Here is a 26,918-nt window from a genome sequence, read left to right as displayed (position 1 = left end):
TAGCATCCTGCATGATAAAATATTCATAATGAATAAGAATTGTACAAATTACAATTTCGCAATCGATTGCATAAAAATATAAGTAAAAGCAGGATGGGTCAGGACAGTGGTAGCAATATCGGGGGATATATTCGCAGCACCAAGCAAGAATTGTAACTGAGAGTTGAGGCTTGCCTTTTTGTAAACGATTGAGTATTTATTTGTAAATAATTGGAAAGAGTACGGAGTTGGATGCATTTGCAGAGAGATCTGCAAGGTCTTTCGCTTGCTTAACCGCACAGGCAGGTACTGCTTTAAAATTTTTATTTGATCTGAAAATAATATAAGAACGATGCGCGTATTGTCACTATCGATGCTGCTTATTCTCACATTGGCCAGTTGCCGGAAAAAAGAATGGGATGCTTTTTATGGGAGACCAGACAGTCTGGAATCGCCTATTTACGGGCGTTTGCAGGAAAAGGGCAATTTCAGCACCTTACTGAAGCTTATTGATAAAAGCGGTTATAAGGAAACACTGGAATCAGGCGCTGGTTACTGGACCTTTTTTGCTCCCAACGATGCAGCTTTCTATGCTTATTTCACTGATAAGGGGATCAACAGTGTTGACGCCATCGATGAAAATACGGCGAGAGCCATGGTGCAATATATGCTGGTATATAACGCCTTTGAGCAAGACCGGCTGGACGACTACCAGGCTTCGGAAAACAATACCGGATGGACGCCGAATATCGCGTTTAGAAGAAGAACCGCCTACTACACGGGGTTTTATAAAGACACGTCGGCCAACGGACCTGTTACAGCAATTGCAGCCAACAGGAATAATCTTTTGGGCTCTTTAACAGGCAACTATATTTCCACAGATTACAATAATAAATACGTTACTTATTTTACAGATGCATTCATGACCTCGTCTGCATTGACGGCTACAGACTACAACTACTTCTACCCTAACAGCCAATACAGTGGATTCAATGTTCTGGAAGCGAAAGTAGTTGCAGCTAATATTGCTGCCGAAAATGGCGTTATACATGAACTGGATAAAGTAATTTCTCCCCTTTCAAGTATCGACGAGTACATACGCACCCGTCCTGAATTCAGCAGCTTTCGTGCTATATTAAACAGGCTTTTTACCAATAATATGGTTTCGTTCATTTATAATGCAGATGCGACGCGCCGCTACCAGGTAATATCCGGCAAAAACGACCAGGTATATGTAAAAGTGTACTCCCACCTGCTTTCCTATGCGCCGAACAACGAGAACTTTATGAAGCTGGGAGATAATGATGGACAAAAAGACTGCTGGACCATGTTTATCCCTAACAACCAGGCCGTCGATAATTATGTAAAAAACACGCTCTGTAAATACTACCCCAACTTCGATGAAATGCCCATAGGGATTATAGTAGATTTTTTAAATGCACACCTGTTCCCCACGGTTGTTTGGCCTACCAAATTTGCTACATCGAGAAATAGCTTTGCAGAGCCCGCGCGTTTTGATCCTGCTACTGATATTTTTGATCGCAGAATACTAAGTAATGGTATTGTTTATGGAACCAATAAAGTGTCTGAAGCCGATGTATTCAGCACGGTGTTCAGTGAAGCTTACCTGAATCCCAGGTATACTTTCATGACCAGATTGTTTAATACCATCGGGTTGCGGTTATTGATAGCCAAATCGAATGTACCGGTAAATATTATGTTAATCCCCGACCAGGCCTTCCTGGATGCCGGGTTTACCTATAATGTCAACCAAAGCCAGTTTTTATTTAACGGCAGCACCAATGGCGTTCCCGACAGGTTAGAACGTATTATCCGCAGCTGTGTGTTTTTTGGAGCTTATAAAAACATGTCAGACAATTTATCAGGTACAGGTATTGTGAAAACAGGAGATGCAGATGGAGAAGGCGATTATATAAAATATAATAACTTTAATATAGTTACGGCTGGCCTGGAGGATTCGAGCCAGGTAGCTCACGTGGATAGCGTCAAAACTGCATCCAATGGAAAGGTGTATTTTATTAACCGCCTGCTACGTTATTCCGAAAATGGCATTGGATTTCACTTAAATAAACTGGGTACGGCCTCTGGTTCACCGTTCAATTATTTCTGGCAGTTGCTTTCCGGCAACACACAGGCTTACACCGCTACTACGATGCAAATAATTGGGCTTACTGGTTTTAGCACCATCTTTGTTCCTACGAACGCAGCAATACAACAGGCCGTGGATGATGGACTGCTGCCTAAAAACAACACCACCGGCGGGCCCAACTTTACTCCAACTGCTCCGGCTGATATAGATAAGGTACGTAAATTCCTCCAATACCATTTTCTGGCCTCTCATACCGCAGTTCCGGATGATGTTATATTTCCCGGAAGTTTTGAAACTGCTTTAAAAAACGATCTGGGAACTGCATTAAGATTACAGATTAACAATTCGGCCAATGCACTTTCGATAGTGGACGCTTTTGGAAGAACTGCTCATGTAATTATTGCACAAAGCAATAACCTTTCTAACAGAAGTATGATCCACCTGATCGACAATTATTTAAAATACAACGACTAATAAAGAACCAGATACAAGATTTGCCATGAGAAGATTTGACATGAAAAATATTTTTGTGCTTTGCGCTACGCTGTTGTTAATGGTTGTTGGTGAAAAAGCTTTTGCCCAGGACGCAATTGTGCTTACCGGTAAGGTTATCGATAAGCAGGGCGCTCCTGTTTCGGGTGTATCGGTATCGGAAACGGATAATGAACAACGTACCGTAAGAGGTACTACTACTGATATAGATGGGAACTTCGCCATTAAAGTAAGCGATGTAAAACACCGCCTCACCTTCTCTGCAATTGGTTATAAAAGCCGGGAGGATATGGCTATTAACACCCGCAGGATTTTCAATATCACACTCGAGCAGTCCAGCAACGACATGGAAGAGGTAATCGTTGTATCTTCTGCCAGAACCGACAATGGAATGCTGCCAATACCTGAACGCTACAACACGTTGGCAACTTCAAAAATTAATGCTAAAGACCTTGAGGAAATGCAGGCAACTTCTATTGACCAGGCTCTGCAGGGCCGGATGGCAGGGGTTGATATTGCAGCTAATTCGGGCGACCCGGGAGCTGGTATGCAAATACGTATCAGGGGTACATCGTCTATCAACTCATCCACTACCCCACTGATTGTTGTGGACGGCATGCCTTTCGAAACCGACATACCTACCGATTTTAACTTTGGGACGGCTGATGACCAGGGATATGCCAACCTGCTGAATATTGCGCCCACCGATATTAAAGATATTACCATTTTAAAGGATGCGGCGGCTACTGCTATCTGGGGTTCTAAAGCAGCCAGTGGCGTATTGGTTATTAATACCAAGAGAGGGGTACGTGGCAAGCCTTCACTTACCTATACTTTTAAAGGAACGATATCTCCAAGGCCTGAAGCGATTCCAATGCTAAGCGGATCGCAATACACCTCGCTGATCCCGGAAGCATTCATGAACCGTAACGGCATCCCGCTGAATACACAAACGGTAAACGAATTTAAATTTGACCCCAATGATCCATATTACTATTATAACTACAGTAAAAACAGCAACTGGGTGGATGAAATAACCAGGACCGGTTATGTTATGGACCACAACCTTTCTATGACGGGTGGAGGCTCTAAAGCCAAATACTTTACTTCAGTGGGCTACTTAAACCAGGATGGTGTGACGGTTGGGACTTACCTGAAAAGACTTACAGCGCGTATCAACCTGGATTATGATGTATCGGACAGGATCAACATCAGAACCGACGTTTCTTATGCCACCACGGATAACAACCGCAACTATGCTGAAAACCTGAGAGATGTTGCGTACAGAAAAATGCCGAATATGAGCATTTACGAATACGATGAATATGGTAATCTGACACCTAATTATTTTTCGCCCTTCTCAAACATACAGGGCCAGTACAACGGGCTTAGTAATAATAAAGTGAGCGGAACTGTTAACCCTGTGGCCATGGCCAATGCCGCCATCAACAAGGTCTTGCAGGAACGTATTATTCCAAAGTTCTTCATGCGTTATTCCATCATTCCCCGTACGTTGGTAGCAACTGTGGATGTGCAGTTTGATATGAACAGCACTAAAAGCAAAAGCTTCCTGCCCCAAACCGCTACCGGTTTGCCCTGGACCAACACCAATGTAAACCTCGCTTACGATGGCGACAATGACAACTTCAACGTACAAACCAAATCTTCACTAGTATGGACCCCGCAGTTTGAAAACAAGAATCATAATTTTACAGGTTTGGTGAATATGATGACCTATGATGGAACCAGTGTTTCCTACCAGGCGCGCACCTCCAACACGCCATCATCCGAGTTACAGGATCCTTCTGTTCCTTCCCGGGTTAACGGGGCGCTTTCTAATTTATCTGCCCGCACCAATAAAACAGCGAATGCCAACGTTCTGGTAAATGGAGTATACGCGTTTATGGACCGTTATATTATCAACGCAGGTTTGCGTGGTGATGTTACTTCCAAGCTGGCCAGATCTGAGCGTTATGGCCTCTTCCCTACCCTGTCGGCCAGGTGGCGTGTATCGGGAGAAAAGTTCCTGGAAAATGTAAAGCAGATTGACGATTTAAGTTTACGGTTCAGTTATGGCCGTAGTGGTAACGCACCTAAAGACGATTATACTTTTTATAACCTGTACGACAATTTCGATTGGGATTTTATGGGTGAATCGGGTATTTATCCCAGCCGGATGGGCCTGACACAATTGAAATGGGAAACTGTTGTGGGCACTAACCTGGGGCTTTCCCTCGCAATGTTCAAGAACCGGGTCAACCTCGACGTAGAAGTATACCGTAACCGCACAATAGACCTGTTCTTTAAAGACCTCCAGATATCATCTATCAACGGATACAAGGCAGTAAATATGAACGTGGGCACGATGGATAACCAGGGCTGGGAGCTGAACATCAATACCAAACCTTACACCAGCAAAACATGGCAGGTAGACTTCAACTTTAATATCTCTTCTGCCCAGAACATGATCCGAGAAATATCTGAATATTATCCATTGGAAAAAGGGAACAGTGCTGCCAACGGGCAATATATTACCTATATGCAAATTAACAATCCTTTTGGATCGTTCTATGGGTACAGGTACCTGGGTGTATATCAGGATAGGGATGCCACGCTGGCCCGCGATGCTGCCGGCAATGTTATCGTTCGTCCGAATGGAGAACAGGTATATATGCGTTTCAACTACCCTATTGTGGATTATGTATTTCAGCCGGGTGACGCTATGTACGAAGATGTAAACAAGGATGGTACGATCGACTACCGCGATATCGTTTACCTGGGCAATAGTAACCCCAAAGTATTTGGTGGCTTTGGTATCAACCTGGGTTATAAAAACAAATTGCGTTTATCCACCTTCTTTAATTTCCGTACGGGTTACGAAATCATTAACGGAACAGAAATGGCAACCACCAATATGTTCGGTTATGACAACCAAAGTACTGCAGTACAAAGAAGATGGCGTAAAGAGGGGGACGTTACCGACATTCCCCGGGCACTATACCAGGCGGGTTATAACTGGCTTGGATCATCAAGGTACGTTGAGGATGGCTCATTTTTAAGGTTCAGAACAGTAACGCTTCGTTACAACTTTGACAAGACTTTGCTTACTAAAATGGGATTGAAAAACCTGAGTGCGTATGTAACAGGTGAAAACCTGCTGACGTTGACGAAGTACACCGGCCAGGATCCCGAGGTTTCTATGAGAGGTTCAGACCCCTTTCGTGTAGCTACTGATAATTCGATGACCCCACCGGTAAAAATGTTCACGCTTGGTTTAACCGCTTCATTTTAATGTATAAACACTAAGAAAAAACGAAATGATGAAAAATCCGATATACCTGTTTATTTTAAGTGTATGCTTTATTGCAGGGTTTTCTTCCTGTGCCAAAAAGTTCGATTTAATTCCTCCTGATGGAATTATCAGGGAAAATTACTGGCAAACCAAAGAGCAGGTGCACGCTGCTGTAATTGGTTGCTATGCATCTTTAATGGACGGTGGAAGCAGCGCAAGCACCAGGGGACCTGCGGAAACTTTTTTCATTTGGGGAGAAATAAGAGCCGATATGATCACACCTTCTCTCGGTACCCGTGCAGAAGAAAACGAAATATTTAATATCAGTACCCAGCAAAATAATACGCTTGTAGACTGGCGACCTATTTATAATATCATCAACTATTGCAATACAGTTTTGGACTATGCCCCATCGGTGTTGCAGAAAGACCAGACCTTTACGCAGGAAGCCCTGAACGGATACCTGGCAGAAGCCAAGGCGCTAAGAGCGATGATGTATTTCTACCTGGTAAGAAGCTTTGGTGACGTGCCTCTTAAACTGATATCGACAGCAAGTGATGAAGACATTGTTCAGTTAGCTAAAAGTACTCAACAGGAAGTGCTGGCGCAGATTGTAAAAGACCTCGCTGAAGCTGAGCCTCATGCGGTTACTACTTATGGCGATGTGCGCGATAAGGGTCGCATTACCCGGTACACCATTAACACTATTCAGGCGGATGTAGCCTTATGGATGGAAAATTACACGGCGGCCGTTACTGCCTGCGACAAAGTGATCAACTCCCGCCGGTTTGGCCTGATCGCCTCCAGCGCAGCCTGGTACAACATCTTGTATAGAACCGGCAACTCCAATGAAAGTATCTTTGAAATACAGTTCAACCAGCAGAAACTGAACCCGTTTTATGCGATGCATGCGCTTCCGGCCACCCGCAGGTATATCGCAGCTAACCGGGTAATGGATCAGGTATTTACTACCGAGCTTAACCTGCTCACAGAAGCGCCGGACATCCGTTCCAATGGAGCTTCCGTAAGAGCCGAGGATAATGCGATTTGGAAGTATATTGGCACTAACAACGAAGATATGATTGCACAAGCCGACTCATACACCCATTGGTTTTTCTATCGTTATGCGGATATATTGCTGATGAAGGCAGAAGCATTAGCTCAAATGGACGGACGCGGTGAAGAAGTACTCGCGCTGGTGAACCAGGTACGCAACAGGGCCTTTGCACCTGAAGCCACCAATAACAATCCCGATATCACAAACAAAGAGGAGTTATCGCTGTATGTCCTGGAGGAGCGTGCAAGGGAGTTTGCGTTCGAAGGTAAACGCTGGTATGATGTATTGCGGTATGTAAAGAAAAATAACTACTCCAATATTGCCTACCTGCAGGAGATGGTTGCAGGTATTGTGCCCGCCAGTTCAGTGAGGACGGCGCAGGCTAAAATGCTCGATCACAATAGTCACTATTTCCCCATATATTTTTACGAACTGCAAACGAACAAGCAGTTAATTCAAAATCCATTTTATAAACAATAAATTAACGAGGATGAAAAAGTTTGCCTACTTACTTATCGTAATGCTTGCAGCGGCTTCAGGCCTGTTTTTAAACAGCTGCCAGAAAACGCAGTTGCAGGAAGCCACGTCCAACGATCCCAATATTCTGCAATACCTGCAGAATGATTCGTTATCGCGTTTTTCCAAACTCGTCACGCTAATTGACAAAGCAGGGTACACTACCGCTTTCAATACTTATGGCACTTATACTTTTTTTGCGCCTACCAACGAGGCGATAGACAAGTACATGCGTGAGAAAAATATAGCTTCCCTGGAATCTTTCACAAAAGAGCAACTGCAGGACATCCTGAAGTTTCATCTTCTTGGAGAAAAAGTATACACGTATAATTTTAACGATGGCAAACTATCCTCTATTACAGACTATGGCCAGTACCTGATTACCAGCGTAACCAATGTAGACGGTGTTTCATCCTATATTGTCAACCGTCAGGGGAAAGTATTACAACAAAACATTGAGTTGGGTAACGGCATTATACATGTAATTGACAATGTACTGCAGCCAACAGAGCTGACATTAGCGAAATTACTCGAACAGGATCCCGAATACTCCATCTTCACAGAGGCTTTAAAAGCAACCGGCCTCTTCAATAAGCTGAATACACAGGCCGTGGCCAATGGGGACACTTTATGGTACACTGTGATTGCCGAAAAAAACCAGACTTACCTGGACTCCGGCATTAATAACTTTGAAGCGCTTAAAGCCAGGTATTCCAAATCGGGCAACCCAGCTTCTCCCACTGATGGGTTATACCTCTATACAGCCTACCATATATTACCGGATATCAAGTTCCTGGCAGATATTGTAACCGCTACTTCTCATGAAACCTTAGCTCCTCTGGAAGTGTTGACCAATAAATTCATCAATAACAAAGTGCTGATCAACGATGATAGCTATACTACCATCAATGGTTTGGTACATGAGCCGGGCGTAGAACTGGATATAGCAACCAGCGATAGGAGTGCGATCAATGGTGTATTACACCATGCCATGGGGGGCATTGCCATTAAGGAAAGAAAACCATTTGCCGTTTATTGGGATCTTTGTTCCACACAACCTGAACTAACAAGACTTAGCGCCATCTATGGGAAGAAAACCTACTTATTTGATTTTGGCGATGGTAATACCTTCAAAGATCTGAAATGGGAAAGAAGCTGCCTGAAATATCGCGTAGCATCGGGTGGTTACCTGAAAGATTACTGGCAAATGGGTATGGGCCGTTCCTCAAGTAACACCGAAAATACAGGAACCTGCTCTGGCAACAGCTGGATAGAATTTACTACTCCCCTGCTGGTAAAAGGAAAGTATAAGGTTTGGTTCTGTTACTATACCCAAAACAGCACCGTGAGCGCCGTTCAGGCATCGTTTAACGGCACACCGCTTACCAGTGCCCTGATCGAGTTCCATAAAAAGATATCTTCCGTACAGCCCAAGGATGAAGCAAATCTCGCAGCACTGGGCTGGAAATGGTGGGCGGGCACCAAACCTTCAGGTTCAACCGTGGGGCGTATGCTGGGGATCGTTGATGTTACCTCCACAGGCCGCCATAAAATCAAATTTGAATTATTATCCGGCCAAAATGCCGACTGTAATTTTGATATGGTCCATTTCATTCCTATTGATTGGCCCAGTCAAACCAGTCCGCGCTTTGACCCGGACGGCACCATAGTTTACTAAAGATTAATAATTATAGATCAATCAAAAGCGGTTTCAATAACCGGGACCGCTTTTATAACTCTCTTGCTTCATACAGAAGTACTGAAGCCGAATAAAAAAAAATCAGATGAAAAGATTGTCGTTTTGGGTAGCTGGTATCACTTTTCTTATAACAATGGAAGCATGTAAAAAATGGGAAGATCATATTGCGCTTCCCGAGCAGCAGCTATCTGAAACATTGATGGAACATATCAAAAAAGATCCCCAGTTAAGCAGCTTCGCCAATTATGTGCAGCAAAGCGGGCTGGACAGCCTGCTCAACGCTTCTAAAAACCTGACGGTTTTTGCACCCGGTAATGAAGCATTGGCATCCCTGCCCGGCTCTGTAACATCCAACCCGGCTCAATTAAAAGCATTCTTGCAAAATCACATATCAACGAATGCTTACTTCACGCGTGATGCTGTTGATTCTCTAAGGGTGCCCCTGCTTAATGGCAAAAAGGTGTTCTTTATATCCCGGAAATTTGACGAAGCGAATATTACAGAAAGCGACATTTATGTACGTAACGGAGTCTTACATAAAATTGATAAAGCCATCGCTCCGCTGCAAAGCGTATGGGAATACATACTGGATACCAAAAGCAGCTTCCTGCAGAATGATTATATATCCACGCTCAATTATGTTGGTCAGGACCCCAACCTGGCAGAGTTAGACAGTATTAATCCTGCTACAGGCGAGCCGGTATATAAACCAGGTACAGGTATTGTCAATATTAATACTTTTAAAACAAAAGTGTTGGATGTAGCTAACGAAGACAGTCTCTTTACCTATATACTGCTGACGAATGATGCATTTAATGCGGAAAAAACGAGGCTGCGCCCCTATTTTAATGGAGCGGATGCTGATACAGCCAACAGCAATACGTCATGGGCTGCTGTGAAGGATTTTGCAGTGAGAGGACTATATACCGAAGCCAATTTGCCGGCAGTTCTTGAATCAAAGTTCGGTGTAAAGATCACAATGGACCGTTCCTCCATCGTTTCCGTAAAGAAGTTAAGCAACGGTATCGCATACGTAATGAACTCCTCTGGTATTGCTTTACAGGAAAAGATACCGGTGGTGTATGTCGAAGGAGAAAACCCTTATGCTTTTTCGGTTCCCAATTCGGCTACTATTTTTTACCGGGACCGGATGAACCCGCTTACAGGATCTGCTTTTAAGGACATATACCTGAATATGGGTAGCAGTGGCGCCAACAGGTACGTATTGTATTATACCAATCAGCTTTACACAACCAAATATAAAGTATACATAATGTCTTTAAATGATAAAGTAATTTCACCTCAGGGCGATGGCACGTATGGCACAGACTCAACGCTGAGCCATACGGTTCGGGTATTCAACCGGCAGGCAGATACGCTGGCACTCAGGTTTGAAAATTCTGTCCATGTAACACCCAATACTTACACTGAATTCTACCTTGGCGAATTTACCAATGATGAATACAACTGGTTATTGTCCTACCCCACCAGCAGCCCCGCCGGGATAGCATATACTCTGAATCCCGCTACCAGGTATATCAGGGTCGTAGCACCTGCAACTGCAACTGCCCGTCCGTTTAATTTAACGGTGAATTACATAAGATTTGAACCTGTGTTTTAAATAAAACTGATTGGTTAATATTTACGACTATTATCACTTATAACAGACTATGCGAAGATTATTTAATATAGTGAAGATCCTGCCGGTAATGTGTTTCCCGGTGTTATGTAGTACGGCCTATGCGCAGGAGCAAACGCCCCAGCCTGCTTTGGCTGCTACTTCAAAAATGGCTAATCCCGTTTCCGGAACCATTAACGATGCGACTACCGGCAAACCGATAGTGGGCGCCAACATTACCTATAAAGAATTTGCAGCCGCTATAAGCGATACTTCCGGCCGTTTCACCATCGACGCCCCATGGAGCGATATAACTTTATTAGTAACTGCTGAAAGTTACCAGGCAAAAGAGATTGCTTTAAAAGGCAATAAGAATATTATTATAGAACTGCAGAAAACCGGCTTCCCGTCTTTTTACGAAGACATCACGCTCCCCTCCGGCACCATGATACGTAGTAAAATAGCAAATGCGGCCACTACAATTAAAACAGACGGTGCCTGGGCCAACATCCCTGAAACACCTGATGCTTACCTGCAGGGACGCGTAGCAGGGCTTCAGTCCATTCGCAGATCAGGAACACCGGGTATAGGAGCTGACCTTTTTTTAAGAGGCTATAGTTCCCTTTTCGCGTCCAACCAGCCCATGATCATTGTGGATGGAGTATACTATGACAATGGTACTTATGGTAATTCCCTCGTGTCTGGACACTATAATAACCCACTCTCCTTTATCGATCTGAAAGATATTGATGATATTACAGTTCTAAAAGATGGTTCTTCTTTATACGGTGCTAAAGCTGCCAACGGCGTGATCATTATCACAACTGCAAGAGCCCGTGAAGAAGCCACTAAAATTGATGCAGCAGTTTATGGGGGGGTGTCTTTAGCTCCTGCAGCCATTCCGGTAATGGGAGCAGGTAATTACAGAAGCTATTTGTCAGAAATGTTGCAATCTAAAGGTTTGTCAGCTTCAGAAATCCAACAGCTGCCCTACATGAACGATGACGTTAATAACCCCGAGTACTACAGGTACCACTCTAATACCGACTGGCAAAACCAGGTCTTTAGTCAGCGATATACGCAAAATGCTTACTTAAAAATTACCGGCGGTGACAATATCGCCAAATATGGGCTGTCTATCGGCTACTTAAACAGTAAATCGCCTTTGGAGGAAACAGGCCTCAACCGCTACAATATGAGGTTTAATGCCGACCTGAACCTGAGCAAAAGATTAACAGCATCTGCTAATATCGGGTATTTCAGAAGCAGCTCAGACCTAAAGAACCAGGGCATTAACCCCACCACCAATCCTATTTACACTTCTTTGGTGAAAGCGCCGTTTTTACCTATCCATGTAATTGCTGATAATGGTCTGGAATCTCCATTACTAGCCGGCAGAGATACGCTGGGTTTTAGCAACCCTGCTGCTATTATACGGGACATGACCGGTAATAATACCAGCTACAGGTTCGTGGGTGGTGTTACTTTTAACTACCAGCTATCCAACAGCCTCACACTGGGAACTACGATTGCCATTACCAGTCAGAAAAACCGGGAGAACTTTTTTATTCCCGAAAGAGGAATAGCGCCGGATACTTTATTTAACGGCACATTGGCGCGCAACCGGTCGGGGGCACAGGTCATCAAAGCGTTCAATACCTTCAATGATACCAGGATCAGCTATTACAGGGCTTTTAATAAGCGGAACCAACTTAATATTAAAGCAGGGGTACGTTACAACAAAACAAATGGTGAACAGGACTATGGCTTAGGTTTCAATTCAGCTACCGACCAGCTTACCGGAGTAGGCTATGGCTTAAACTCGCTTCGTCAAATAGGCGGCAGCCTTGGATCAGCCACCTGGTTGAATATGTACCTGAATGCAGACTACAACATGGCAGATAAATATTTTATCACCGTCGCCAGCGCTTTGGATGCCTCTTCGCGATTTGGTCATAAAATTGAAGATGCAGGTATTGAAATCGGCGGCCGCCGGTTCGGGGTGTTCCCATCGGTAGGCGCCGCCTGGCTGATTTCTTCAGAAGATTTCATGGCAGCAGCACCGGCCATCAACCTTGCCAAGTTGAGGGTATCATACGGAATAACCGGTAATGACGACATCGGCAACTATACAGCACGCAGCTATTATGTATCGCAAAACCTGTTGGGTGTAGCTGGCCTGGTGCGCGGTGGTATTGCTGATGAGCGGTTACAATGGGAACAGGTATCTAAATTAAACCTGGGCCTGGACCTGGCATTATTTAATGAACGCTTACAAATAACAGCCGATGTATACAGCAACAAAACCAGTAATATGATTGTATACGAACCCGGACCTGCTATTACCGGCCAGGAGTACATTATAAAAAACAACGGCGCTATGAAAACCAATGGCTGGGAGACCGCCATCACGGGCTTACTGATCAACCAAAATAAATTAAAATGGCAACTGGGCTTTAACATTGCAGCCTATAAAACCAGCGTGACAGAATTGCCTGCCGGCAGCTTTATTACCAGCTATGCGGGAGGTAATACTATCACCGGTATGGGTAGCGCTCCCAATGTGTTTTACGGGTATAAAACCAATGGTGTGTTTGCTTCAGATGCGGCGGCGGCAGCCAGTGGCTTAAGTATTAGAAATGCCGACGGATCATTGACTCCCTTCCGTGGCGGCGATGTGATATTCAGCGATAATGGAGACAAGATCATTGATGAAAACGATATGCAGGTATTCGGTAACCCGAATCCTGATTTCTTTGGTGGAATTAATACCAGACTTACTTATGATAACTGGACACTCGATGCGTTAGCTACTTTTAATGTAGGTGGTGAGGCATATAACTATGCACGTAGGCAACTGGAATCCCAGAGTGGTTATGCCAACCAAACCGAAGCAGTGATGCGTCGCTGGAGAGCGGATGGCCAGCAAACTGATATTCCTAAAGCTTCCTGGGGAGACCCGATGGGCAATAGCAGATTTTCTGACAGGTGGATAGAAGATGCCTCCTACCTGAGACTTAAAACGGTTTCCCTTTCTTACAAAGTTCCTATCAAGCCTACAGCCTTAAAATACATACATATTTATGCAACGGGGAATAACCTGGTAACCTTTACCAAATACCTGGGTTATGATCCTGAATTTAGCGCTGCATCTGGTATCTATGGACAAGGTGTAGACAGCTTTTTGGAACCTCAATACAAATATGTACAGCTGGGTGTAAGATTTGGTTTGTAACCACATTCTATTAGTTGACAAGAACAAAAAAACGAATAATGAAAAGATATAGCTCTATACAATTATTAACTGCTTTTGCTCTTTGCATAGCCATGCTGGCCTCCTGCAAAAAGTTGATAGATGTGGATGCTCCAGGTGTACTGGAAGAAAAAAAAATGTATCGTAACATATACGATGCTGATGCCGCTATCATTGGTTTATATGGACGTTTTCTGACGCTGGCCGAAAGTTATGTGGTGTTAAATGAGCTAAGAGCTGATTTATTGACCACTACTGCCAACGCCAACGAAAACCTGATTCAGTTAAATAAGCACGATGTTAAAGCTGGCAATCCTTACGCCAATCCCAAACCCTATTATGACGTTATATTGAATTGTAACGACCTGCTGTACAACTTCGGGCAGATGCTGGCTAACAAAACCCTGAACCAGACTGAATACAATATGCGTTATGCCGATGTTGCTTCACTGAGAGCCTGGGTATACCTGCAACTGGGTATTCATTTTGGTAACGTGCCTTACATATCCAGTCACATTCCCTCTGCAAGCTCTTTGGAAGCTTTAATGCAGACAGATGCTGCGAAACCCATTTCTTTCAATGCTTTATTAGATTCGTTGATCGATGCGCAGGAGTCATTAGCTTATATGGACCCTTATGCAGCAGGAACAGACCTGGTAACGACTGTTGACGGGTATAGTACCTCTAAGTTCTTCATTAACAAAAAAGTGATGTTGGGTGAACTATACCTGTGGAGAGGAAAAGGCGGCGACTACAACAAAGCAGCCACTGTGCTCAAAGAGGTAATGGAAACCGGTGGAACAGGCGATTTCTTTACTTATCGCATAACAGGCGCCTCAAAAGGAGATAATAACGATCTGGCAGTAGGCTACCTTCGGTACAACGAAATGGATGAGTATTCGCTGATCAACAGTAACAGCCAGGGCTGGCGCTCTATATTTGCCCGCGCAGAAGACCGTCTATTCGGGTACGAGTGGGTATGGTACCTGCCCTACAATACGCTATTCCAGCCCAATAATCCATTTACAAAACTTTTCACCACAAACTTCCTGCTCAAACCATCGCAACAATCGGTTGACAGTTGGAATGCACAGGTTCAGAAGAACAATTTCCCTTATGATGCACGTGGTCCAAAATTCAGTTATACCTTGGTTGGCAACGAACCGCAGGTAGCCAAATATGGATATAATGCCAATACAGAAAAATGGTTCTTATACCGGGCTGCAGCTTTACACCTGGCCTTTGCGGAAGCTGCGAACAGGGATGGACATCGCGCGATTGCCAATGCTTTGGTAAACCAGGGTATTCAACCTACCTTAGGCAACAGGATCACAGATGAAGGCGCGCCTTATTTATTTGACGCACGCAAGAGTGATAATCCGCAGATAGCTGCCGATTGGTATTTAAACAATGGTTTGAGAGGCCGCGCCAACCTGTACACAGTTCCTATCTCAGCAGACAGCACTATTGCCATTGAAAACATGATCATTGATGAAGCAGGGCTGGAGCTGGCATTTGAAGGACGTCGCTGGTCTGATTTGTTACGTATTGCTTTACGTAGAAATGATCCGGCTTTTCTTGCCGATAAGGTTTATGACAAATTGAGGAAGCAAAATGATCCTTCGGCAGCAACAGTAAGAGCCAAACTCCTAAATAAAGAGAACTGGTACCTGCCCTTCAAATGGCAATAAAACATATTTTACCAGCTGAAGAAGCTGAATAACCAACAACCAAAATTAACTGCTTTAAGAAATAGGTAAACATTCAAAACATTTAGACGAACCAACTGTTCGTTCAAAACAAAGATTATTATGAAGTTTCGCAGCACCCTTCTTTTAGCAGTTACATTATTCGCTATTGCTGTACGCGCTCAAAAAACCAGCGGCATTAACCGTCAACAGCTGGTAGAGCGTCATACGGTTCGTCTCAATAAGGCAGACACCCTGGCCTCCCTTTCGGTGGGCAATGGCTCCTTTGCCTTCACAGTAGATGTAACCGGCCTGCAATCTTTCCCGGATGATTACGCCAACGGTGTACCGCTTGGCACACAGAGCGCCTGGGGGTGGCATGCTTTTCCCAATATTCATAATTACCAACATGAGGATGCTTTAAAAACATACCATTTAAACGGACGCGACGTAACTTATGCCGTACAAAATAACCAGGGCCCTGAGATCAGCAAAAAAACGGCTGATTATTTCCGTATCAATGAGCACAGACTACACCTGGCCAATATAGGTTTCGATATAACTAAAAAAGACGGATCGTTAGCTACGCTGGCTGACATTAAAAATATACAGCAGTCATTGAATATGTGGAATGGCAGCATCACCAGCTCCTTCTCAATAGAAGGCATACCCGTTCAGGTGATTACTTATGGCCACCATAGCAAAGATGCCATAGCCGTAAAGGTAAATTCGCCTCTACTGCAAAAAGGCCGCATTGCTATAAGAGTGAGGCTCCCCTACCCCAGCGGAGATTGGGGCGACAGGGGTAATCACTGGGAGGCTTCAGACAAGCATCAATCTATCTCCACCAGTAACACCGCCAACACCGCAACGATCAAACACATATTGGATACTACCAGCTATTATGTGCAATCGCAATGGACCGGCAAAGCTGTTTTTAAAGAGAAGCAGGCACATTATTTCACAATTACGCCAAATGGCAGCAGCAGCTTCGAATACAGTTGTTCATTTAGCCCTCAGGTACAGCCCACTCTACCCTCTTTCATTGCTACACAACAAAGCAGCACACAGGGTTGGCAGCAGTTCTGGAAAAGCGGCGGCGCTATAGACTTTTCGGGCAGTATCGACAAAAGGGCTTTTGAATTAGAGCGTCGTATCATCCTTTCTCAATATCTCACCCGCATTCAGTGTGCAGACAATTACCCGCCACAGGAAACCGGCCTTACTTACAACAGCTGGTACGGTAAGCCTCACCTGGAAATGCATTGGTGGCATGGGGTGCATTTTGCTTTATGGGGGCGCCCGGCACTGATGCAAAAAAGTGTGGATTGGTACTTTAAAGTACAGGATATTGCAAAAGGCATTGCGAAAAGGCAAGGTTATGAAGGTATTCGCTGGCAAAAGATGACCGATAATAAAGGACGGGAAGTACCTTCATCTATTGGCTCATTCCTGATCTGGCAGCAACCGCATTTTATTTATTTTACAGAGTTACTGTATCGCGCTCAACAGGATAAATCCATATTGAATAAATACAAAGACCTGGTATTCGGCACTGCCGATTTCATGGCTTCTTTCGCACGCTTTGATTCTGTTAAACAAAAATATGTTTTGGGAAAAGGCCTCATACCTGCACAGGAACGTTTCAAGGCCGAGGAAACCTTCAACCCTACCTACGAGTTGGTATACTGGCATTGGGCCCTGAATATTGCGCAGCAGTGGCGAGAGCGCCTGGGATTACCCCGAAACCCTAAATGGGATGATGTGGTAAAAAGGTTATCACCACTGCCTGTACAGGACAACAAATATTTATTTACTGAAAGTGGAACAGATTCTTATACCAACCCCGAATACAAAACCGATCACCCTTCTGTGTTTGGTGCACTAGGCATGATGCCTCAAACGCCTATACTGAACACAGATCTAATGCACAATACTTTTGACTGGATCTGGAACAACTGGAGCTGGCAGGAGACCTGGGGATGGGATTTTCCCATGACCGCTATGACCGCTACAAGGCTGGGCGATCCGGAGAAAGCCGTACAGGCTTTGCTAATGGATATTCAAACGAATACATACTTGCCCAACGGCCATAATTACCAGGAAGGAAGATTGACAATCTATTTGCCAGGCAACGGAGGTTTGTTAACAGCCATCGCTATGATGTGCGCAGGTTATGATCAGGCAAAAGGAACATTACCCGGAATTCCTAAAGACGGCAAATGGAAAGTAAAATTTGAAGGACTTCAAAAAATGCCCTAATACTTCTATTAATTCAATATCAGCATATTCGCTGTTTATCGTAACTGTAGATCAGGATGGCGCAGGATGCAGCTTTGAATATTAACTCTACCTTAGATTTGATAATGCCATTTGAATTGCATGCCAGTTGCAGCAATTAATTATTAAATAATCAGGTATCATATGAAAACAATTCCAGTCCTGGTACTTCTGCTGTGCGCCAGCTTTATGGCTACAGCACAATCAGCCCAAATCAAAGGAACCATTACCGACGACAAAAATACGGCGGTAAGCGGTGCTACTGTGACACTAAATACGGGCAGTACCACCACCACAGATGCCGGGGGCAATTTTTCTTTAACCACCGGAGACCTGGCTACTGCGGAGTTAACTATTACACATGTCAACTATCAGACAAAAACCGTAAAGGCCACAACGGAAGCGATGGTGATCGTTTTAACGTCAACGCAGCAACAAATGAGTGAAGTGGTGGTCATTGGATACGGAACGCAGAAAAAGCGAAATGTAACCGGCGCTGTAAGCACGCTGAATGCCAATTTTGAAGAGCGGCCGGTACAACGTGTTGACCAGGCTCTTGTTGGGCAACTGTCCGGGGTAAGAGTACGCCAGACCACCGGTGCCTTGGGTAAAGGTTTGAGCGTGCAGGTTCGCGGAACCAGTTCTATCTCTGCAGGAAATGAACCATTATATGTAATTGACGGGTTCCCGTTGACACCCGCAGGTCCAAACGCGTCTGGGAATTATGCAAGCGGCAACCCACTCGACAATATTAATCCCAACGATATCGAATCGATACAGGTACTAAAGGATGCAGCTTCTGCTGCTATATACGGCTCCCGTGCAGGTAACGGAGTAGTTTTGATTACCACTAAAAAAGGTAAAACAGGAAAATCAACCATCAGTATCAACAGCGTTGTAGGTTACATGGAAAGAAGCCGCGGACTTGATATGCTAACGCCCCGGGAATGGATTGATCGTTCTACAGAAATGATCAATGCGCAATGGGTGGCATCAGGCGCAAACCGGACAGCCAGTCAAACCAATGAAGAAAGAAGACAAATACTTGGGCTGGCTGCGGGTCAGGTAAACACAAGCCTGATGACAGACGACCGCTGGTTCCAGGAGGGTTATCCGGGCCTGGCATTGTACAGCATGCAAGATGAAATCTTCAGAAAGGGACTGACACAAAATCATCAGTTGTCGGCAAGTGGCGGCACTGAACACGTGAAATACTTTATCTCCGGTAACTATAACCGGCAAGAGGGCATGGTAAAATTTACCGATTACACGAGTTACTCAGCCCGCGCCAACGTAGAAGTAACTGCAATTAAAAAATTGAAGTTTGGAGTAAACATCAGTCCTACTTATAGCATTAACCACGACCCAGGCGTAGAGGGTAAAGACAACATTTTACACCAGGCACTCAGCTTCACACCAGTGCAGGAGGATACCATGGGTTTATATGCCAATACAGGACTAAATGGACAATACAGATGGAGCGTGTCAACGAACAGCCCTTATGCAAAACTTCAATATACCATTGGAGAAACCAAACGATACAGAACACTGGGTACCGTTTATGCAGATTATTCAATCATTCCGGGTCTGAACCTGAGAACAACTGTCAATTTGGACAATACGGATATTACTGCAAAAAGTTATAATCCATATATAATAGCGAGCAGTCTTCCTACACGACTCGCACAGCTTTCCACCCTGACTTCAGGCTCTTACAATACCATAAGAAAAAGAACCTTCGTTAATGAAAATACTATTTCATACAACAAGATCTACAACAACCTGCATGATGTTTCTTTTGTCGCTGGATTTACTTACAACTCGGACAAGTTAGAAAACTCGAATATGTCTTCGCAGGGAGGTTTCAGGTCAGGTTCGATAACTACGCTAAGCGATGCAGTAGCAGTAACCGGATCTGCCACCGAGTCGATGAATATACTTCTCTCTTACCTGGCCCGCCTCCAATATGGATACGATAATAAATACCTCCTATCGGCCAGCATGAGAAGAGATGGTTCCTCCAGATTCGGGGCTAATACAAAATGGGGGGTATTCCCTTCATTCTCGGCCGGCTGGCGGGTAAGTGGTGAGTCATTCATGTCTGATGTGGATTTTATTAGTGATCTGAAATTACGTGCCAGCTTTGGTACATCAGGCAACTATAATATTCCCGACTACGGCAGCATTGCCACATTGGGAAACTATGGCTATACTTTCAACGGTAACCAGGTTACAGGATTCGCGCCTTCGGGTATTACCAACGCAGAATTGAGATGGGAAAAATCTCAGATGGTTAATATAGGGGTAGACCTTAGCATTCTTCGCAATCGCATTAGCCTTTCTGCAGAATATTATAATAAAAAAACCAGAGACCTGCTGTTTTATGTTCCGGTATTAGCTGTTACTGGTTCGGGGCAGGTTTTAGCCAACGCGGGTGAGGTTAAGAATACCGGATGGGAATTTGACCTGAATACCAGGAATGTTGTCAGAAGCGATTTTCAATGGAATAGCAATATTAATCTTACATTGAATCGAAACGAGTTGATCTCTTTACCTGGTGGTCAGCAACAATTACTGATTCCTTCCTCATTCGATATCTCACACGCTATCCTCAGAGTGGGAGAACCTCTTTATAGTATTTATGTGGTAAAACAGGATGGTATACTAACAGCCGATGACATTGCCAATGGTGCAGCAAAATATGGCTCACAGGTAGAAGGAGATCCCAGATATGTAGATTTTAACGGTGACGGTGTTATCGACGCCAACGACAGGCAGATAGTAGGCCACCCTAATCCGGATTTTATGTGGGGGATGACTAACACCTTTAAATACAAAAACTTTGACCTTTCCGTGCTCGTTCAGGGTCAGCACGGCGGATCTGTATATTCATTACTGGGAAGAGCTCTGGGACGAACCGGACAGGGATTTACGGATAACGCTCTTGGATTTTATAGAGACAGATGGCGGTCTGCATCCGATCCTGGCGAGGGTGTAGTAGGCAAAGCCTATTCTACATTCGGTCGTATTAAAAATACCGACTGGCTTTATTCTTCAGACTATATCAGGGTGAGAAATGTAACGTTGGGCTACAATCTTGGCGGCGTATTCAAAAATAACGCGGTTATTCAGGCAGCCCGGTTGTTTATAACGGCTGAAAACTTTTGGGGATACGATAAATATAAAGGCGGCCTGAATCCTGAAGCTAATAACACCAATTTGAGTGGTGATAATAATTATCCCGAAGCCGGCGATTACGGAGGGCTACCCCTTCCCCGCTCGCTGGTATTTGGCGTAAACTTCAGTTTTTAATCCCTAATCAAAAGCAGAAAAAATGAAATATTATACATACCTAATCATATTTCTGGGAACCATCATTGCAACAGGTTGTGCTAAAGACCTGGATCAGCAACCCATTTCAAATCTAAGTACACAAAATTTCTACACACAGCCAGCCGATTTCACACAGGGGTTGAATGCGGTATATAATTCATTGCGCACTTACCCCGATCGCATCTTAAACTTATCTGAAACAAGGTCAGACAACCTTTATGCCGTTTCAGACGGCGGTGTGAGGGACTGGGAAGGCATCAATAGTTTTCACAAAACTATTGCAGGTAACCCTTATGTGATAGAAGCATGGAATACAAATTTTGTAGGAATTTATCGCGCCAACGAATTTCTTCTTGCTTTACAGAACAGGGGTAGCATTGTAACCGATGAAGTGCTTCGCAGGCGTTACGAGGCTGAAGCCAGATTTCTACGCGCCTTCTATTATTTCGACCTCGTAAAAATTTTCGGAAGAGTACCTGTAACGGAAGAAGCAGTATCACCCGAAGAAGCACGGCAACTTCAACGATCAGAAGTCAATAAAGTGTATGAATTGATTCTTCAGGACTTACAATTTGCAGCCGACAATCTTCCCGAAACTTATCCCGCAGCCGACAGGGGCCGGGCAACAAAATTCTCTGCAAAAGGAATCTTAGCGTTAGTGCACCTGATGAGAAGCGCCCCGACCTACGATATAAATGGCCCCGGCATGGGACTGAACGAGTATTCACAGGCGCTGACATTACTCAATGAAATTATTGCCAGCGGAAAATATACGTTTTCCCAATCGTTCCCAGACATCTTCTCGTACGCGAATGAGAATAACAGCGAAGTGATATTTGACGTACAATACGCCACAGGCTTCACTCCTGTGCTTGGATCTACTTTTCCCTGGCTACTTGCACCCGATACCTGGTTTCAGTCGCAAGGCAAACCTACGCAAGGAGGTTTAATGATTCGCCCGGTTTCTTCCAGCCTGTTAAATAGCTTCGAAGCGGAAGATACAAGGAAGGCTTTCACGATTCAAACCGGTTATACTTTCAATGGCGTAGCAGAAACCCGATCTTTTATTAAAAAGTATATTGACGTAAGCAAAACACCTGCTAACAGGTTAGACTGGCCCATTAACTTTATTGTGCTGCGTTACACAGATGTATTGTTACTTAAAGCGGAGTGTATTCTCAAGGGTGCTGCCGGTTCGCAGGCTGATGTGGATGAGGCAGTAAATCAAATAAGAGTCAGGGCCGGGCTCTCCCCTATTTCGAGTGTCTCGCTGGATCGCCTCTTTGAAGAAAGAAGAAAAGAGTTTGTGGGCGAAGGTTCCCGCTGGTATGATCTCATCAGGATGGGAAAAATCGACCAGATAATACCTGCATGGATCACCGCCGAAGATGTTCAGCATCAAATGCAGCCGTTTAACAAAAACTATATCATTTATCCTGTTCCTCAACCCGAACTGGATGCAGCTCCGGATCTGTACCCTCAAAATGATGGATATTAAAAAAACAGGTATGAAATTCAAAATACTGATATTGCTGGCTATTTATGCTCATGCTTCTATTGCTCAACAAAAGCAAAAAACAGGGCCTGATATGCCGGATAGCTGGATTGATGCTGACACAGATCATAAAATAGTGCGCCTTACCAATAACAACAGGAGCAACCTGAGTTTTTATTTCCATAACAATCCCTTTGTTGGAGATAAAATGGTGTACTATAGCACCGAAAAAACCGTTGATCCAGCAGCAAAGCAGGAAACCTACAACAGCAACGCCCGGGATCGCCAATTGTACCTGCTGGACCTGAAAACATTGCAGGCGGAGCGGCTTACCAATCACGCATCACCTATTACCGGGGAGATTGTATCACCTCAACGCAATGAAGCTTTTTACCAGGTAAAAGACAGTGTATTTGCAGTAAACCTGTCAACAAAAAAAAACAGGCTGGTATATGTATTTCCTGATGACTTTAAAGCGGGTATCACTACCATCAATGCAGATGGCACACTATTGGCAGGCGCCAAAACCAGTGATACTGAAAAAGATATCTTAAAGCAGAACCCCGCGAAAAGCAGTTACTTTAACCTGATCTACGAAGCTAAGCTACCCCGAACCCTGTTCACAATTGATATTAATAACGGTACGCTCAATAAAATATTTACAGATAGTGCCTGGTTGAATCATATACAGTTCTCCCCCACTGATCCATCGTTGTTAATGTTCTGTCATGAAGGCCCCTGGCACAAAGTTGACCGGATCTGGACCATTGACGTCAACAGCAAAGCAATAAAACTAATCCATAAACGAACCATCCCAATGGAGATTGCAGGACATGAATGGTTCAGCAAAGATGGGCGCTATATATGGTTTGATCTGCAGCAGCCACGCGGATCTACTTTTTTCGTGTCAGGTGTAGAACTGGCCACAGGTAAAACTACCAGGTATGAACTGCAAAGAAATGAGTGGTCGGTGCATTACACAAGCTCGGCAAACAACAAAGTATTTGCAGGAGACGGCGGAGATCCCGGTTCGGTGGCAAAAGCTCCTGATGGACAATGGATCTATTATTTCCGCCCTAATGGCGATCGCTTCCAAGCTGAAAAACTGGTGAACATGAAGCACCACCAATACCGTTTAGAACCCAACATACATTTTTCACCCGATCAGCAATGGGTCATTTTCCGGGCCAATTTCGAAGGAAGGGAAAATATCTATGCAGTTGAAATTAAATCTTCCAAAAGATAAATATGATCAGAGTTTGCACAATGCTATTAGCCTTGTTAATAGCCAGTTTGTATAGCCAGGCGCAATTACCCGATCTTCCCTGGGCCAAAGAAGTGGGTGCCAAAAAATTCCCGGCTGGAAAAAAAATATACTACACCAATAATTTTGGAGCAAAGTCTGATACAGTTACGATCAACACCGCAGCTATTCAAAAAGCTATTGATGCCTGCGCCAAAGCCGGCGGTGGCATCGTAGCATTTAAACCCGGCACTTATGTAACAGGCTCCATCTTTCTTAAATCCAATGTACATCTTAAAATTGATGCAGGAGTGCTTTTGCTCGGCTCACAGCATCTGAGCGACTACCCCGAAATCGATACCCGTATAGCGGGCATCGAAATGAAATGGCCGGCTGCGCTGATCAATATCATTGATGCATCTAATGTTGCGGTTACCGGTAAAGGCATCGTGAATGCCCGTGGTAAATTTTGCTGGGACAAGTACTGGGCAATGAGAAAAGAATACGAACCTAAGGGATTAAGATGGATCGTAGACTATGATGCCAAACGCGTACGCACCTTTCTTACACAAAATGCTTCCGACATTACATTAAAGGAGATCACTTTTAAAAATGCAGGATTCTGGACGGTGCAGTTGCTTTATTCCACGAGATTAACAGTAGACGGTGTCGTCATACGGAACAATGAAGACGGTCATGGTCCCAGTACAGACGGTATCGATGTAGACTCGTCCAGCTGGGTATTGATTGAGAACTGTGACATCGACTGCAACGACGATGATTTTTGTTTAAAAGCCGGCCGCGATTGGGATGGCCTCCGGGTAAACCGTCCTACAGAATATGTAGTGATCCGCAAATGTATTGCGCGTAAAGGCGGAGGCTTGCTAACCCTTGGCAGCGAAACCTCGGGTGGTATCCGAAATGTATTGGCCTATGATCTGCAGGCCTTCAAAACAGGACAAGGCTTCCATATTAAATCTACTACCACCCGCGGGGGTACAGTAGAAAACATTTACCTGCATAATATAAAAATGGATAGCGTACGCAATGCCTTTCATTTTACCATGAACTGGAATCCAGCTTATAGTAATTCGTTGCTTCCGGCTGGCTACAACTATGATTCTATTCCTCAACATTGGAAGACATTATTACAAAAAGTAGATCCATCTTCCAGAGGGATTCCAGTGTTCAGAAACATATATGTTTCCAATATAAAAGCCACAGGCATTACCAATCATATCATTTACTGTAATGGAATTCCTCAATCGCCGGCAACCCATTTCAATTTCTCCGATATTGAAATAACAGGAGCTAAGGCTGGTACCATCAGTAATGCCAAAGGCTGGAAGTTCAAAAATGTTTCCATAAAAGGGAGCGACGGGGCTCCCCTGGCAGTTGAAAAATCAGAGAACATGAATCTAACCCTCACGAATTAATTTCTATAACTGTAATGAAACTTTCGATCGCATTATTATGGGCTCTTCTTTTACTTGGCATAACAGGGAATACCAGGGCCGGTGTACATTTAAAGAATATTGATCCGGCAAAGGCATTTCCCGGTGCCGAAGGATTTGGACAGTTCGCACAAGGTGCGAGGGGTTACCATAACCCATCCCTATATGTGGTGAGCAATTTAGGTGACAATGGTCCCGGCTCTTTCAGGGATGCTGTAAGTAGACCAGGAAGGTTTGTAGTTTTCACAGTGAGCGGTATCATAAAGCTGCAGTCCAATATAACCGTATCGCCTTATACTACCATAGCAGGCCAGACGGCTCCGGGTAAAGGCATTACCTTATACGGCAGAAAAGTTTCCTTTACAGGTGCCAATCATTCCATCATACGGTACATACGGATCAGGCTGGGTGCTAATGTAGGCGCTACGCGTAATGACGATGCATCGGGTGTTGCGAATGGCAAACATATTATCTTCGATCATGTATCCTTCTCCTGGGGGCAGGACGAGGTTTTTTCTATCAATTGGGACCGCAGAGGCTTTGAGCCCGATAGCATCACCCTGCAGCATTGCATTGTAAGCCAGGGATTAAACATTCATAACCATTCGGCTGGTGGATTGATTCAAACCATGAACGGGCATGTGAGCATCGTAAAGAGCTTATATGCCAGCAATAAAACAAGAAATCCTAAAGTAAAAGGCTATAACGAATTTGTGAATAACGTAGTATACAACTGGGGCAATTCGGGAAACACTTATGGACATTCGGTTTCCGGTGATGGTTATATCATGGGAGGTTCGGCGGGCGTGTCCAAAGTAAATATCATTAACAACTATTTTGTAGCCGGTCCTGCCACCCCGCCCAGGGAATCACCGCTATCAAGAGGAACCGGCACTTTCTATCTTCATGCAGCCGGCAACTACTACGATGATAATAAAGACGGAGTACTGAACGGATCCTTATTAAGCGCGGACAGCAATGGCTACCCGGGTCTGCGTGATTCCAATTTTGCCAAAGAGCCATTTTCTTATCCCTTTAGTAATAACATCGCCAGTGCGAGCGAAGCATTCGAACAGGTGATCCGCCAGGCAGGCTCCGTTTTACCCTCCCGGGACGAGGTGGATGATCTGATCATATCGGAAGTTATATCTAAAGGGAAAAAAGGTACATTGATTTTTAAAGAAAATGACCTCCCGCTGTCCAATGGCGGGCTGGGTCAATTCGAGACGACTCAACCTTTAAAGGATAGCGACCATGATGGTATCCCGGATGAAGTTGAAAAGAAAATGGGGTTGAATCCCAACAACGCCTCAGACGCCTTGCAAATGAATAAAACGCATAAGGGCTATTACAATGTCGAAGTATATATTAACGGATTAGCTGAAAAAAAACTATCATAAATAGACTTT

The 26,918-nt window shown here is 44.3% G+C and carries 13 protein-coding genes; all 13 read left to right on the top strand.

Annotation, left to right across the window (positions count from 1 at the left end; translation table 11 throughout):
- Window positions 1–331: 331 nt before the first annotated feature.
- The 13 genes from U0035_RS20705 to U0035_RS20645 all read left to right on the top strand — a co-directional run bounded on the left by U0035_RS20705 (window position 332) and on the right by U0035_RS20645 (window position 26,909).
- Complete coding sequence (locus U0035_RS20705; RefSeq protein WP_114790840.1) at window positions 332–2,563, top strand: fasciclin domain-containing protein; 2,232 nt, start codon at window positions 332–334, stop codon at window positions 2,561–2,563.
- A gap of 25 nt (window positions 2,564–2,588) precedes the next feature.
- A complete protein-coding gene (locus U0035_RS20700; protein WP_114790839.1) occupies window positions 2,589–5,873 on the top strand; it encodes a SusC/RagA family TonB-linked outer membrane protein in 3,285 nt (1,094 codons plus the stop codon).
- A 28-nt stretch (window positions 5,874–5,901) separates the two neighbouring features.
- On the top strand, window positions 5,902–7,410 hold the full coding sequence (locus U0035_RS20695) for a RagB/SusD family nutrient uptake outer membrane protein (protein WP_245957711.1): 1,509 nt from the start codon (window positions 5,902–5,904) through the stop codon (window positions 7,408–7,410).
- Between the two features lie 10 nt (window positions 7,411–7,420).
- Window positions 7,421–9,124: a fasciclin domain-containing protein gene (locus tag U0035_RS20690; RefSeq protein WP_114790837.1), complete on the top strand. Its 1,704-nt coding sequence runs from the start codon at window positions 7,421–7,423 to the stop codon at window positions 9,122–9,124.
- Between the two features lie 106 nt (window positions 9,125–9,230).
- The gene (locus U0035_RS20685; protein ID WP_114790836.1) at window positions 9,231–10,766 is read left to right on the top strand and encodes a fasciclin domain-containing protein; all 1,536 of its coding nucleotides are present in this window, start codon (window positions 9,231–9,233) and stop codon (window positions 10,764–10,766) included.
- Window positions 10,767–10,815: 49 nt separating this feature from the next.
- Window positions 10,816–13,998, top strand: a complete 3,183-nt coding sequence (locus tag U0035_RS20680) for a SusC/RagA family TonB-linked outer membrane protein (RefSeq protein ID WP_245957710.1) — start codon at window positions 10,816–10,818, stop codon at window positions 13,996–13,998.
- A 38-nt stretch (window positions 13,999–14,036) separates the two neighbouring features.
- On the top strand, window positions 14,037–15,707 hold the full coding sequence (locus tag U0035_RS20675; protein WP_114790835.1) for a RagB/SusD family nutrient uptake outer membrane protein: 1,671 nt from the start codon (window positions 14,037–14,039) through the stop codon (window positions 15,705–15,707).
- Between the two features lie 120 nt (window positions 15,708–15,827).
- The gene (locus U0035_RS20670) at window positions 15,828–17,966 is read left to right on the top strand and encodes a hypothetical protein (RefSeq protein ID WP_114790834.1); all 2,139 of its coding nucleotides are present in this window, start codon (window positions 15,828–15,830) and stop codon (window positions 17,964–17,966) included.
- Window positions 17,967–18,128: 162 nt separating this feature from the next.
- Complete coding sequence (locus tag U0035_RS20665; protein WP_114790833.1) at window positions 18,129–21,296, top strand: SusC/RagA family TonB-linked outer membrane protein; 3,168 nt, start codon at window positions 18,129–18,131, stop codon at window positions 21,294–21,296.
- A gap of 22 nt (window positions 21,297–21,318) precedes the next feature.
- On the top strand, window positions 21,319–22,815 hold the full coding sequence (locus U0035_RS20660) for a RagB/SusD family nutrient uptake outer membrane protein (protein WP_114790832.1): 1,497 nt from the start codon (window positions 21,319–21,321) through the stop codon (window positions 22,813–22,815).
- 10 nt (window positions 22,816–22,825) lie between these two features.
- Window positions 22,826–24,058, top strand: coding sequence for an oligogalacturonate lyase family protein (locus U0035_RS20655; RefSeq protein ID WP_114790979.1), 1,233 nt, complete (start codon window positions 22,826–22,828; stop codon window positions 24,056–24,058).
- 2 nt (window positions 24,059–24,060) lie between these two features.
- Window positions 24,061–25,491 carry a glycoside hydrolase family 28 protein gene (locus U0035_RS20650; protein WP_114790831.1) on the top strand — a complete coding sequence of 477 codons (1,431 nt, stop codon included), beginning with the start codon at window positions 24,061–24,063 and terminating at the stop codon, window positions 25,489–25,491.
- A gap of 14 nt (window positions 25,492–25,505) precedes the next feature.
- Window positions 25,506–26,909 (top strand): polysaccharide lyase domain-containing protein, encoded by a 1,404-nt coding sequence (locus U0035_RS20645; RefSeq protein ID WP_114790830.1) that lies wholly within the window; start codon window positions 25,506–25,508, stop codon window positions 26,907–26,909.
- Window positions 26,910–26,918 lie beyond the last annotated feature (9 nt).

The organism is Niabella yanshanensis (assembly GCF_034424215.1).
Taxonomy (GTDB): domain Bacteria; phylum Bacteroidota; class Bacteroidia; order Chitinophagales; family Chitinophagaceae; genus Niabella; species Niabella yanshanensis.
The sequence above is the reverse complement of the archived record's forward strand: the minus strand, read 5'-3'. Positions and strand labels throughout refer to the sequence as shown.

What these genes read in the sequence shown, in the direction of transcription:
- U0035_RS20670 (WP_114790834.1), top strand. Translation starts at nt 15,828, where the DNA reads ATGAAGTTTCGCAGCACCCTTCTTTTAGCAGTTACATTATTCGCTATT.
- U0035_RS20680 (WP_245957710.1), top strand. Translation starts at nt 10,816, where the DNA reads ATGCGAAGATTATTTAATATAGTGAAGATCCTGCCGGTAATGTGTTTC.
- U0035_RS20655 (WP_114790979.1), top strand. Translation starts at nt 22,826, where the DNA reads ATGAAATTCAAAATACTGATATTGCTGGCTATTTATGCTCATGCTTCT.
- U0035_RS20645 (WP_114790830.1), top strand. Translation starts at nt 25,506, where the DNA reads ATGAAACTTTCGATCGCATTATTATGGGCTCTTCTTTTACTTGGCATA.
- U0035_RS20685 (WP_114790836.1), top strand. Translation starts at nt 9,231, where the DNA reads ATGAAAAGATTGTCGTTTTGGGTAGCTGGTATCACTTTTCTTATAACA.
- U0035_RS20660 (WP_114790832.1), top strand. Translation starts at nt 21,319, where the DNA reads ATGAAATATTATACATACCTAATCATATTTCTGGGAACCATCATTGCA.
- U0035_RS20650 (WP_114790831.1), top strand. Translation starts at nt 24,061, where the DNA reads ATGATCAGAGTTTGCACAATGCTATTAGCCTTGTTAATAGCCAGTTTG.
- U0035_RS20700 (WP_114790839.1), top strand. Translation starts at nt 2,589, where the DNA reads ATGAGAAGATTTGACATGAAAAATATTTTTGTGCTTTGCGCTACGCTG.
- U0035_RS20695 (WP_245957711.1), top strand. Translation starts at nt 5,902, where the DNA reads ATGAAAAATCCGATATACCTGTTTATTTTAAGTGTATGCTTTATTGCA.
- U0035_RS20675 (WP_114790835.1), top strand. Translation starts at nt 14,037, where the DNA reads ATGAAAAGATATAGCTCTATACAATTATTAACTGCTTTTGCTCTTTGC.
- U0035_RS20665 (WP_114790833.1), top strand. Translation starts at nt 18,129, where the DNA reads ATGAAAACAATTCCAGTCCTGGTACTTCTGCTGTGCGCCAGCTTTATG.
- U0035_RS20705 (WP_114790840.1), top strand. Translation starts at nt 332, where the DNA reads ATGCGCGTATTGTCACTATCGATGCTGCTTATTCTCACATTGGCCAGT.
- U0035_RS20690 (WP_114790837.1), top strand. Translation starts at nt 7,421, where the DNA reads ATGAAAAAGTTTGCCTACTTACTTATCGTAATGCTTGCAGCGGCTTCA.